At 41.0% G+C, this 13,258-nt stretch carries 7 protein-coding genes and 1 pseudogene; all 8 read right to left on the bottom strand.

Going from position 1 to position 13,258, the window contains the following annotated elements; all coding sequences use genetic code 11:
* Positions 1-23: 23 nt before the first annotated feature.
* Positions 24-1,895 carry a PQQ-binding-like beta-propeller repeat protein gene (locus B3317_RS16010; RefSeq protein WP_291113417.1) on the bottom strand — a complete coding sequence of 624 codons (1,872 nt, stop codon included), beginning with the start codon at positions 1,893-1,895 and terminating at the stop codon, positions 24-26.
* Positions 1,896-1,910: 15 nt separating this feature from the next.
* A pseudogene (locus B3317_RS16005) lies at positions 1,911-3,095 on the bottom strand (serine hydrolase domain-containing protein); the annotation flags it as partial.
* 99 nt (positions 3,096-3,194) lie between these two features.
* Positions 3,195-4,016, bottom strand: a complete 822-nt coding sequence (gene murQ, locus B3317_RS16000) for an N-acetylmuramic acid 6-phosphate etherase (protein WP_291113416.1) — start codon at positions 4,014-4,016, stop codon at positions 3,195-3,197.
* 85 nt (positions 4,017-4,101) lie between these two features.
* Positions 4,102-4,962, bottom strand: a complete 861-nt coding sequence (locus tag B3317_RS15995; RefSeq protein ID WP_291113414.1) for an ATPase — start codon at positions 4,960-4,962, stop codon at positions 4,102-4,104.
* Between the two features lie 39 nt (positions 4,963-5,001).
* Positions 5,002-6,465 (bottom strand): sodium:solute symporter, encoded by a 1,464-nt coding sequence (locus B3317_RS15990; RefSeq protein ID WP_291113413.1) that lies wholly within the window; start codon positions 6,463-6,465, stop codon positions 5,002-5,004.
* 45 nt (positions 6,466-6,510) lie between these two features.
* A complete protein-coding gene (locus B3317_RS15985; RefSeq protein ID WP_291113412.1) occupies positions 6,511-7,677 on the bottom strand; it encodes an exo-beta-N-acetylmuramidase NamZ family protein in 1,167 nt (388 codons plus the stop codon).
* A gap of 135 nt (positions 7,678-7,812) precedes the next feature.
* A complete protein-coding gene (locus B3317_RS15980; protein ID WP_291113410.1) occupies positions 7,813-9,636 on the bottom strand; it encodes a SusD/RagB family nutrient-binding outer membrane lipoprotein in 1,824 nt (607 codons plus the stop codon).
* A gap of 46 nt (positions 9,637-9,682) precedes the next feature.
* Entirely contained in the window at positions 9,683-12,871 is a 3,189-nt protein-coding gene (locus B3317_RS15975) for a SusC/RagA family TonB-linked outer membrane protein (protein WP_291113408.1), read from the bottom strand.
* Between the last annotated feature and the right edge of the window lie 387 nt (positions 12,872-13,258).

The following is a 13,258-nucleotide window of genomic DNA, read 5'->3' as shown; positions in this document are numbered from 1 at the left end:
TAATTTTATATGTTATCTATTATCTATTTTTCATAACGAAGTAACCCTACCAGCCCTCCGCCACTTGTATAAATACATTCTTTACCGTTTAACGGATAAACGGTATTGATTATAGAATTTCCAACTTTGTGTTTCCAGAGCAGTTTGCCCGTTTTTCCTTCAATAGCGAAGATGATTCCGTTTTTGGTACTTCCAAATACTACACCATCTTTTTCGACAGGCATAGACGGTGCATGATCGTATCCATAACCTACATTTGTCGCCCAAATTTGTTGCGGTTTACCACTTGTAGCGGAATAACAGACGACGCTGTCCTGCATTGTTTTGCTGTATAACCGCTCTTTATCTTCCGATAAGCCGATGGTTTCCCTGACTTTCCAGTCGGACATCTTCCATATAGTTTTTCCCGTATTGGCATCAACAGCGGTCATCACGCGGTCGGGAGCTGTGAAGAATACTCTGTTATGCGCAGCGACAGGCCATACTGCAGCCGGAGAATAAAGGATTCCTTTCCTGCCTTCTGCCCATTTCCAAAGCAACCGGCCTGTATGTTTGTCCAAAGCATACATAGTTTCATCCCATGCACCGAAAAAGATTTTGTCTTTGTAAATCAACGGGTGCGTTTCAATATATCCTTTTACTTCAGGGAATTCCCATACCAATTTTCCTGTTTTGATATCGATGGCCCTGAATGTATTATCGCTGGCTCCAATGTAAGCAATACCATTATCGATGCTGGCAGAGCCTAATACAGCTTTATCGGCGTTATACTTCCACCGCAGCTTTCCTTTTTTAGTATCGAGGCAGTATATGTTTTTATCGGCAGAACCAAATATGACAATATCCTTGTAAACTGCGGCAGTGCCCACGATACGGTTTTCCGAAGTGAAACTCCAGTCTCTTGTACCATCCTTTACGAAATAGCAGGAAAATACGCCGGAATCATCGCCGGCATAAACTTTGTCTCCCGATATTACGGGAGATGTATAGAATGCGGACCCGTTCGATGTTGTCCAAACTTCTTTTACCTGTGGGTATTCATTATTAACGGAAAGGTCATAACCTGAACAGGTTTTATTATCCGCCCTATAATATACCTTTTTTAGAGAATATGCACCCCATCTTACAGGTTCTTGTTTTATCTTTCGTTCATATACGATAAGGGAATCAGAGGTGACATTGAATATGGAATATCCTCCGGTATTGTCTTGTTTGTCCCGCAAATTGGAGCGACAGATAAAAGCTGGAATTCCGTCGTATGAAAATAGCCTGTTGCTATGGTAATGCCCGCCGATAAAGGATTTGATGTTATAGCTACGGACAGCGTCGGTCAGGTCGCACCAGTTATCTACATCGCTGTCGAGCAAAGGATAGTGGGTGACCAGAATCACAGGCTGTCCGGATGGCATGGCAGCTAGTTCCTGTTTCAGCCAGCTAATGTCCTGCGGGGCTATGTGCCCGTCCATCATACGGATAACGGGACCTGTATTGAATCCGAAAAAGCGGATACCTCCATACTCAAAATCAAAGCGTTCGGAGCCGAATATATGCCCGAAATCGGTAGCACCCGATTCGCTCCATTTAGTTTCGTGGTTGCCGGATATGGCGTAGTATTTTACGTTTAGCCGGTCCAGTATATCTTTTGCTTTTCGCAAAGATTGGTAATCCCCCGATTCGCTGATGTCTCCCGTTACCAGAACAAACTTTATATCCTTGTTTGTATTAATATCGTTGACCGTATTTATCAGGTCTTCTTCCGGGAGCGGGTTGTTGCGGTTGAGATGAATATCGGTCACTACGGCAAAACGAAAGTCCTGTCCCCTGAAAGCTATGGATATTAGCAATAAGAGGGAAAGAATGATATACTTTCTTATTATGTGTGCTGAAATATTCATTTACTTAACCTTTATAATAGATGCAGCTACAACATTTGCCACTATTTCGCGAAGACGTGATACAGCGCCTTTATCATCGGGATGTACCCTGTTGGTAAGCAGTATAACCGCAGTACCGGAGTCGGGGTCTATAGTAATAGATGTTCCCGTATAGCCTGTATGCCCGTATGCGGATACATCGAATAAATCTCCGTCGCTGGCATAGCCCGAATATACATCCCATCCCAGTGAACGGCCGAATCCCTCAAACCCTTTCGGTACGGAGCGCATGGCACGGACAGTTAAAGGGCTTAATATGCGTATACCGTCAATCTCTCCGTCATTCAGCAGCATTGCGGCAAGTATGGCAATATCTTCCGCATTGGAGAATACGCCTGCATTACCCGAAACCCCACCATTCATTATATTGGCCAGCGGGTCGTGCACTTTTCCTTTCAGTACCGAACCGTCAGCCTGCTTTTCGGTCGGAGCCGTCCAGTCGAGTGTTTCACCCGTAGGATTGTAATCGGTATGCTTCATCCCCAGCGGACTGAATATATTTTGTCTGGCGAAGTTTTGCAGGCTCATGCCGGATATATTTTCGATGATGCGTTGGAGGGTTATAAAGTTGAGGCAACTGTAATCAAATACTTTTGTTGGCTCATTATTACGTTTCACATTCGATATATAGGTAATTAATCCATCGGGATTCGGAACAGTATATTGTTTCTTTAATTCTTCTACGGGAGCATAGGGTGGAAGCCCTGAGGTATGGGTTAATAAATCGATAATCCTTATATTCCTTTTTCGTCCTGTTATAGTATCTGTCCATGGCTGGAATCCGGGAATATACATAGCTACCTGGTCCCTTAGCCTCAACTGTCCCCGTTCCAGCAGTATCATTGTAGAAATTGCCGTAGATACGGATTTGCTTAATGATGCGAGGTCAAAAACAGTATTTGTAGTCATTGCTACTGTTTCAGGATAAACTTGTTTATTACCATAGGCTTTCAGATAGGCGAGTTTTTTATGTCTTACCACAGCTAGTACAGCTCCGGGGATATCCCCATCCTGAACAGACTGGTTAATGGCATTGTCTGCATATATCAGCCTGGACTTATCCAAGCCTGCTTTTTTAGGGTTAACCAATGGCAGAGACTGAGCGAAAAGCGTGCTGTATGCCAAGGTTAATAATATAGGAAGAATTATTATTCTTTTCATCATGTCAGACCTCCTTTACTTTATTTGGGTTATGAAGATTGATACCTCGCCAGTTTTGCCACGAGGTAGTTCATAATAATACTGATGCCTAAAAGTCAATCACAGATGATCGGCTTTGTAAGCATCCACTGCCTTTTTTACCGACCCGTGCAATAACAAGAGTCGTTGCGCCTGCTCGTAGTCCAGTCCCAATTCGTCTATAATCATACGGGTTCCTCTGTCTATAAGCTTATCGTTGGATAGTTGCATGTTTACCATGCGGTTTCCTTTTACCCGTCCCAGTTTAATCATGGTAGAGGTAGTAATCATATTCAATATCATTTTCTGACCTGTACCCGATTTCATACGGGAACTGCCGGTTACAAATTCGGGGCCTACAACCATTTCTATCGGGACATCCGCCTCCTGCGACAGAGGAGAATCAGGGTTGCTGGAAATGGAGCCTGTCAGGATTCCATGTTTCCGGGCTTCGCGCAAAGCACCTATAACATAAGGGGTTGTTCCCGATGCCGCAATGCCTATTACCGTGTCCTTTTCGTTGATATTATATGCCTGTAAGTCATGCCATCCGGCCTCCAGGTTATCTTCGGCTTTTTCTACCGGATTCCGCAAAGCTGTATCTCCTCCTGCTATAAGACCTATCACAAGTGTATTCGGCATACCGAATGTAGGCGGTATCTCTGATGCATCCAATACACCCAGTCTTCCGCTTGTACCTGCTCCCATGTAAAAGATGCGGCCACCCTGTTGCATACGGGGTATGATCTGTGATACGAGTTTTTCTATCTGAGGTATAGCTCTTTCTACGGCTAAAGCAACTTTCTGGTCTTCTTTATTTATATCTGTCAGAAGTTCATGGACAGATTTATTTTCCAGGTTGTCGTATAATGATGGCTGTTCTGTTATTTTTATAAAGGACATTTTTAATTAAGAATTAAGAATTAAGAATTAAGAATTAAATCGCCTAATCTTTAAATTATGAAATCTTTAAATCTTGAAATGCAAATCATATATTTGCACTTACGGCCTGTTGGCTACTATAATATGTGATGAGACCTTCCATCGGGGACTGTGTAATTTTGCCGATTTTCAGCCCTAAATCTTCACCCGCTTTTCTCAGTATTTGCTGATAGTGAAATGCAACTGACCCGGTGAGGTGTACATCGTAATCTTTATATTCATACTGCATTACATTTTTGATGAAGAAGTCTTTAAATGCATTATATACCAGATTATATACTGTGTTGTCATTGATATTCCCGAGAATGAACGGAGACAAACTGGCCAGAAATCTATTTGGTGTGGGCTGACGGTATACTTTTTCGAGAATATTGGCCGGAGTCAGATTGTATTGGCTAAGAAAATTTTCTTTTATTCCCGGTGTCAATTGATTTTTAAGACATGCGCCTATAAACAAACGGCCTAACACGGCACCGCTTCCTTCATCACCCAGGATATAACCCAATGGAGAAACATTTGAAATAATGTTTTCCCCATCATAAAAACAAGAATTCGATCCTGTTCCGATAATGCAGGCTATACCGCTGTTGTGACCACATAATCCTCTGGCTGCGGCAAGTAAGTCACTTCCTACTTCTATATTTTCCACTTTGAAATTATCGGCAATAGCAGCCCTTACTATTTCATTCTTTTCCGGGAAGGCACAGCCCGCTCCGTAAAAGTATATGGCTTCTATTTTATAGCCGGACATATCGGGAGCAAGTGAGATTTTTAATTCTTCGCTGATTTCTTCGCGTGTGCAGAAGAATGGATTTGCTCCTTTTGTGAAAATTTGTTTTACCAGTTGACCCTTATTTATTAAACACCAGTCAACCTTGGTCGAACCGCCATCTGCTAATAAAATCATATCTTGTTGTTCTTTACGTTATCGTTATCTTAATTGCTCTTATTCTTTTTCAACCTTTGTCTTCTTTGTTAATAATAACAGACCTATGAATGTAAATGCCGCATTCATTATCAGTAATTCATAACTGAAGGAATAACCGTTGAGCCACTTCTCAGAATTCAGGTCTATTATAAGACAAAGTAGTGGTGAGAGGATTGCTACAAGTGGTATGTATTTGTCTTTCACTGTTAATTTGGTAAATATACCAAAAGCAAACATCCCCAATATCGGCCCATAAGTGTAGCTGGCTAATACATAGACTGCATTTATTACCGACGTATTATTCAATAAATTAATAACAATAATAACTATTCCCATAACAATGGCCATCGCCATGTGTACTTTTTTCCTTTTGTTGGTTGTCGTACTGTCCGACCCTTTTTTAGAACTGCCTAATATGTCGACAGTGAAAGATGTGGTCAGGGATGTCAACGCCGAACCCGCAGCTGCGTAGGCCGCTGAAATGAGACCAATGATAAATAGTATTCCTACTACGACAGGGAAATACCCACCTGTGGCCAACATAGGGAATAATTCATCGCTCTTTTCCGGAATAGCTATACTATTGCTTGCTGCAAACATATACAAAAGTACTCCAAGCATTAAAAATAGTAAAATAATAACAATCTGAAGCACACCGCTTACGATAAGATTCTTTTGGGAGTCTTTCGGATTTTTGCAACTAAGGTTTTTTTGCATAAAGTCCTGATCTAGTCCGGTCATTGCAATCACCGTAAACACTCCCGCGAGAAACTGTTTGAAGAAATATCTTTTGTCATTAATATCGTCAAAGAAGAATATTTGCGAATATTTATTGTCATAGATGGACGATAACATGCCATCAAAGCTGAAATCCATATCGGAAGCGATATAATAGATACACATAACTACCGATACAATGAGGCATAAGGTCTTGAACGAGTCGGTCCAGATAAGTGTTTTTACGCCACCTTTGTAGGTATATAGCCAAACCAGGGCAATAGATACTGCTACATTGAGAATAAAAGGTAAACCAAATGGTTCGAATACGAGAAATTGAAGTACGGCACACACTAAGAATAAGCGCACTGCCGCCCCAAGCATCTTGGAAATGAAGAAGAACCATGCGCCTGTCTTATATGAGGATATTCCAAAACGGTTTTCAAGGTACTCATAAATGGAGGTCAGGTTCATTTTATAGAATAGAGGAATCAGTACGAATGCAATAATGAATTGCCCTACTGCGAAACCGATAACCATTTGCAAATAAGCAAAATTGTTTACAGCCACCATACCGGGTACGGATACGAACGTAACGCCCGATATAGCCGATCCGATCATGGCAAAAGCGACGATGTACCACGATGATTTCCGGTTGCCGACAAAGAAACTTTCGTTATCGGCCTTACGGCTCGTTATATACGATATTCCGAACAGAACGGCAAAATAGGCGATAATGGTAATAAGTATTAATATTGGATCCATACAGGTATAAGTATTTATTCTTGGTCGAAGATTATATTATGTTAATTATTCGGCATACAAAAGGTATGGTTTGCGCTGTTGTCTGAATTTTTCAACGTCGTCTTTCCACATTGCTTTTATTTCATCAGCCGATCGTCCTTCCATTATCATTTTCCGTATGTAAGATACTCCTACAAGCTTTTCGAAAAACGGGCGGAAGAAATGGTCGTCCAAATTTAAGTTTTTATAAGCATCTATGATGTATGACAGGTCAAAACCTTTCTTAAATATTTCTTCATCCGGTATATTTCTCAGGTCTACGCCGAAACATTCACGGTCGAGTTGAGGTGGATTTTTTGCACCCGGAATGCTTCGGGGTGTGAATGAAAATGAATATCCTGTCATATTCGGATGTCCGTATACCTGAAATGGAAATTCAGTGCCTCTTCCCAAACTCACAGGTGTGGCTTCGAACAGGCATGTGGATGGATAAAGATATATCGACTTCATATTCGGTAAATTGGGAGATGGCGCGACTGGCAACCGGTACAATGTCTGATGTGTATAGTTCTTACATTTAATAACAGTCACATCGCAGACACGGGATTGGGGCAGCCATCTTTCTCCGTTTATCATCAGGGCGAGTTCGCCTAATGTCATGCCATGTACCACAGGTATTGGCAGCCATCCCACACCGGATTTGTGTTTCATATCCAGAATAGGCCCATCTATATAGTGTCCGTTCGGATTCGGACGATCCAGAACGATTACTTTCTTGTTATATTCGGCACATGCATCCATTAGCCGGGCCATGGTGATATAGTAGGTGTAGAATCTCAGACCTACATCCTGAATGTCAATGATAAGGATGTCAAATGAGTCCATTGTCTCCGGACTTGGTTTTTGATCCTTTCCGTCATACAATGAACGTATCGGTATTCCGGTCTTTTCGTCAACAGAACTCGAAACGTGTTCTCCGGCATCGGCATTCCCCCTGAATCCGTGTTCAGGAGACAGGATACATATCATATTGATTTTGTTTTTTACCAATATATCTACTAAATGTTCTTTCCCGACCATACCTGTGTGATTGGACATTATCGCTACACGCTTGTTTTTCAGGATAGGGAAATATTCATTTGTCGATTCTGCACCTACTATTACCTTATTGCTTTGGGCAAAACCGGAAAGAGAAAGAAACAGCAGAAGAATTAATGATTTGAGTACTTTCATTTTTTATTGATATTCGGTTTATAATCAAAAATAATCAGATGTTGAAGAAAAGCAAGGGGCAAACACAGGCTGTTCACCCCTTGTTCTGATGTACTGTTACTAATCTGAGTAACGAGATCGTATGCTAAACAAATTTTAATCGGCTGTATCCCACCATACCGGAAGCGAATTCACTGTAGGTAACTTAGCCTCAGGGTTTGAAGCGGCATGGTTTTCAGAGTTATAACCTGTCTCTATTGTACAATGTTGAAATCTCCGTATCCAATAACGCTCGTTCTTCGGGTCGTCTGTCGGGAAATGGGTTTTGCTGGAACTGTTGAATTCATATGGACGATCGAAATCGATATAAACAACTCCAAAGTCCTTGATATTCCCTGCACTGTAATTGAAGCGGCGCATATCGTTCCAGTTTTGTAACGAGTATGAGCAGGCAATGAACTTTTGTTGCATAATCTTGGCCATAGTCAGTTCTGCTGCACTTTGTGCAACAGCAGCACTTTTCAGGAAGTCATCGATGGCAGTGGCCGGTATCACCTGCTTTCCGAATACGTTCTGGTCATAATCTTTTAATTTATCATTCATTAGTTCCATATGGGCTCTGATACCGTCTTTGTACGCTGTTAAAGCTCCACCCTTGTCTCCTTTGCGGAAAAGAACTTCGGCTTTGATAAAACACATCTCAGGATATGCAAGCAGGTGACCCGGACCATCGGCACGGGTATAGAATGTGCCTGTTGAGATGATACGTGCTGTTTTTCCATTATACCGGTTTGCTATATACCGGTCGTCATTTACATCTCCGGGTGAAGCTTTGATCCATGATAGTAATTCGGAATAGATAGGTGTGTATATAGAGTCACCTCTTCTGTCTACCAGCTGGGTGGCGTTATACCAAATATCTTTAGCTTCAGGGAAAACATTTCCGTTCATATCCTGTGTCCTGGAATAAATATCGAAAGCTACAGGGCCCGATTTAGTACGGATATCACTCTTTATAAAATCTACACCTACGGCACGTACATATTTCAATTCATTATTTATCATATATTGTCCGCTTGGAACAAGTAGGTCGGTACGAGGGTCTACTACTCCGCTACCTCCTGTAAAGGTATTTGTCAACAGGTCGAGGTACCATTTTGTAATACGTGAAGTCGTATTTGATAAATTCTGATGTTGTAAAGCCCGTATAGCGGATTCATCTTCGTTCGCGGAATTCACGTAACGCATAATTGTACTTTCACTGTTGCTTTTAGGTGCTTTGTCCAAAGCAGCCAATATTGCGTCAGGATCATATATACTCTTTTTCGATAAGTTATTCAGCCAGCGGGCTTTGAGACCATAAGCGAGTTTTAGCCACTTATCCTTATCCCCTCCATTCCACAAGTCTCCACTGGCAAAAGATGTTGCAGTTGCAGGCTGATCTTTCTGGAATTCGGCGATTGCCTCGTCCAGCATAGCCAGACATCCGTAGAATATAGTTTCCCCATTGTCGTATTTCGGAGTGATTACATTGGTAAGGGCTTCAGTATAGGGCATTTCACCATATACATCAGTCATTGTCATAAATCCCCATGCGTGTATCAGTTTTGCTGCACCTACATATGACCATGCTTCTTCTGCTGTAGCCTTTTCAATCAATGGTTTCAGATTGGCAGCTGTATATATAAACCATGCCTGATATGGCCATGTGGTAGAGGCTGATTGCGGATCCCATTTGATGAGATAATCATTCGCTGCTGTCCCGTAAGATTTTCCGATATTTCCTGTAAACCAGCAACCTCTGGTTCCCGATGATTCATAGCTGTCTACAAAGTTTTGCAGAATACCTCTTAACCGTAGATCGGGAGTAGGCACGGTATTGTTGGGGTTATCAGGATTGTCGTTTATATCCAGATAATCATTGCAGGCACTCATCCCTATCAATAATAAGCCTAAACAGATATATATTATTTTTTTCATTGTATGTGTTATTAAAATGTATAATAAGATATATTCGGATATGAAATCAGAATGTTAAGTTAATACCGAAAGACATTCCTGCTGTTGCAGGTACACCATTGTAGTCTATACCAACGCTACTGGAACCGACTGCTCCGGATCCTGCGGCACTTGTTTCCGGGTCCATACCTTTATAGTTGGTGAATAACAGGAGGTTTGTGCCTGTCACATTGATCGACATTCCTTTGATAAATTTAGTTTTATTGAGTACCTTGCTAGGCATATAGTACGACAAAGACAACGATCGTAAACGCAACCAGTTGGTATTGGTCATATAGTTTGCCGATTCATAGTTGTAATATGTATCCCAGTATTTCTGTATAATCTGGTAACCACTTTCAGCTTTAGCTGTTCCACTGGCAACTTCCTGTCCTTTCAGATAGAATTTATTTGCCTGGAAGGTGTATGTTTTCGATTCCATTTGTTGTGTATCCGGATTTTTAGCTACACCGGATAACGTAAGCGATTCGCGATCCATACTTCTTTTGCTCATACCTATACCTGTCATGAAATAATCTGTTCCGTTGTAGATATCTCCACCGATTCTGAAATCGAGAAGGAAAGACAGTTCAAAATCTTTATAGCGGAATGTATTGGTAAAACCACCGGTTAATTTAGGTTCGCGGTTACCGATGTCGTATATTTCTTTTCCGTCTGATGTCGGCATACCACTTTCCCAATCGAGAATGATGTTTCCGGCCTCATCTCTGTTATATTTAGAACCTGATATTCCCATGAAGTTTCCGCCATTGAATGAAGCTGCTTTTGCGCTTCCTACCTGTACGTCAGTTACATAAAGTACGTCTATTCCCGGTAATAAATTATTAACTTTCCCTTTGTTCTTAGCTAAGTTGAGCATTGTGTTCCATGAGAAATTTTTTGTTTTTATCGGTTCGGCTTTAATGGATATTTCAAAGCCTTTATTTGTAATATCACCCGCATTTGTGGTCATGAATATATAGCCTGTGGCCTGGGATGTTCTCGGACTAAGCAATTGATTTATACTCTTATTTGAATAGTATGCCATGTCGAAACCTAATCTGCCATTCAGAAAGCCTAATTCGAGACCAATCTCTGTAGATCTTGTTTTTTCAGGAACCAGAATGTCGTTACCATGTGTCCATGCATCTTGTATACCAGTCCCACCGATTGTTTGGAATGGAGGGTCTATATATGTATTCGTTACATACGGATCGGCATCTTTACCTACTTCGGCCCATGATGCTCTTACCTTTCCATAGGACAGGATATCATTCTTTGGCATCACTTCTGTGAAAAGGAAGCTACCGCTAACAGAAGGGTAGAAGTAAGATCTGTTATCAATAGGAAGTGTCGATGTCCAGTCGTTACGTCCTGTAACAGTGGCATAAAGCATGTTTTTGTATCCTGCTCTGAGTTCTCCGTATGCTCCAACCAGTCTCTTTCTGCTGTTTCCCTGAGCTATGCGGCGGTCTTCATTCGCAGTATTATTTATATTGTAAAAGTTTTCAGTAACAAAGTTCCATGCTCTGTATCTGTTGGTTTTTACTTTGGTATCTTCAACGGAATGTCCCAGTAATAGATTGAAATCAAGATCCCCGAATTTCTTTGTGAAATTCATCATGAAGTTTGATGATAAATATTCATAAGTTCTGTCGTTTTCAGATAACATCCCTTTCTGATATATCAGGTCTACACCGCCATTTGCGCCGATTATCCTTTTTGTATTAGTCGTATAGCGGTCTGTACCTGCTATATATGCAATGTTAAACCATTCGGCAATATTCAATTTTGCGTTTATAGTTCCTGTAAAACGGGTCGTTTTTTCCGTAATAGGATTTCTGTTTACAATCCAGTATGGATTATCTACGTCTGCAGCAGGAAGCTGAAGCCCTTCAAACATACGGTATCTGGTGCCGTCTTCGTTGAGCCAGTGTTTCATGTCATCACTTCTTGCCCATCTGTAAACGGAAGATATAGCACCTGTTCCACCGGAGCCTGTCAGTCCTGTACTGGTCAGCGCCTTATCTGCCGATCCTATTGAATAGGCTACATTTGCTCCCGTAGTGAGTATACCATATTTTTGTTCCCCATTAAAACGGAATGTTGTTTTTTCAAATCCGGTTTCAGGAATAATACCCGTTTGGTCGTAACGGGAAGCGGAAAGAAAATAATTACTGTTTTTGCTACCTCCTGATATGCTTACATTATTGTCCCATGTACTTCCGTTTTGAAAGAAATCTTCCATGTTATTATAAACTTGTTCTCCTTCTTTGAATGGAGCTCCCCATGAGTTCATTGTATAATCGTCCAAAGTTCCCGATTGATTATAATAGCCTCTTTTGTAACGGTCTTGCTGTTCCGGGTAACGATTCACCCATGAAGTACTGAACTTTGAATTTACATTCACTTTTACTTGTCCTTCCTGCCCTTTTTTCGTTGTGATTACGATAACTCCGGCTGCAGCACGCGAGCCGTACAGAGCGGATGCGGCAGGCCCTTTCAATACAGATATATTCTCAATATCTTCAGGGTTTATATCCATAATACGGTTGCTGTTAGTTGAATTGACACGTGTGGCACCATCAAAAGCACTGTTACCTCCGGCATCGGTAGTATTGTCATATATCATTCCGTCGACAACGAAGAGTGGTTGGTTATCGCGTTCGAGCGATGTTCCTCCGCGGATAATTATGCTTGCTCCAGCTCCGGCAGCACCACTACTTTGTGTAACATTCAATCCGGCTATTTTACCGCTAAGTGAATTAAGTATGTTTGTACTTTTGTTTTTCATTAGTTCATCAGCGTTGATATCCTGCACGGAGTATCCTAATGCCTTTCTCTCTTTCTTTATCCCCATCGCTGTTACAACAACTTCATCCATCATCTGGGCATCTTCTTCCATAGTAACATCAATCACACTGTTTTTTGCCGCAACAGAAAGGGGTTTAAATCCTATGTATGAAAAATTCAGTACCTGATTGTTGTCCCGTACTGTTATAGCATATTTGCCTGATCCATCAGTCATTGTCCCTGTGATTGTGCCCCTTATTGTGACGCTTACGCCTACCAGGGGTTCTCCATTTCTATCTATAACAGTTCCTGTTATAGTTTTACCGTTTGTTGCAAATCTGTAGGATCTTCTGATTTTCCCGTGTTTGCCTGCACATTTATACTCCCTGCGGTAGATAATACTAATCCTGCAAAGAGGATACACAAAAGTTTCTTTATAAAACTTTTCCTGGCTTGTTTTAATGCGGTCATAGTAACATAGGTTTAATTTAAATAATAATTGAAAGCGCTTACTTAATAGGTCTGGCTAAATAGTGTTTTTTATAGCATAATTGCCTATAAAACAAGGTCCGTGATGTCAATATTATGCGTCTTGCGGTATATCCGCCAATAGAATTATTAATGTTTAGATACTTAAATTAGTGTATTTTCACATTTAAAAATAAAGAAGATTTTTACTTCGCTGATGATTGTCTTGTCAATTGAAGTAATTTAGAACCAAGTACTTTCTCTGTTTTATGTTACAATTACTATAGGATATTGCACTAACAAATATAAATTAATATATTTAAATAAAGCAGGAATTATGAAA

Origin of the sequence: Dysgonomonas sp. UBA7710 (assembly GCF_002482385.1) — a bacterium.
Taxonomy (GTDB): domain Bacteria; phylum Bacteroidota; class Bacteroidia; order Bacteroidales; family Dysgonomonadaceae; genus Dysgonomonas.
The sequence above is the reverse complement of the archived record's forward strand: the minus strand, read 5'-3'. Positions and strand labels throughout refer to the sequence as shown.

What these genes read in the sequence shown, in the direction of transcription:
- B3317_RS15985 (WP_291113412.1), bottom strand. Translation starts at nt 7,677, where the DNA reads ATGAAAGTACTCAAATCATTAATTCTTCTGCTGTTTCTTTCTCTTTCC.
- murQ (WP_291113416.1), bottom strand. Translation starts at nt 4,016, where the DNA reads ATGTCCTTTATAAAAATAACAGAACAGCCATCATTATACGACAACCTG.
- B3317_RS15995 (WP_291113414.1), bottom strand. Translation starts at nt 4,962, where the DNA reads ATGATTTTATTAGCAGATGGCGGTTCGACCAAGGTTGACTGGTGTTTA.
- B3317_RS16010 (WP_291113417.1), bottom strand. Translation starts at nt 1,895, where the DNA reads ATGAATATTTCAGCACACATAATAAGAAAGTATATCATTCTTTCCCTC.
- B3317_RS15980 (WP_291113410.1), bottom strand. Translation starts at nt 9,636, where the DNA reads ATGAAAAAAATAATATATATCTGTTTAGGCTTATTATTGATAGGGATG.
- B3317_RS15990 (WP_291113413.1), bottom strand. Translation starts at nt 6,465, where the DNA reads ATGGATCCAATATTAATACTTATTACCATTATCGCCTATTTTGCCGTT.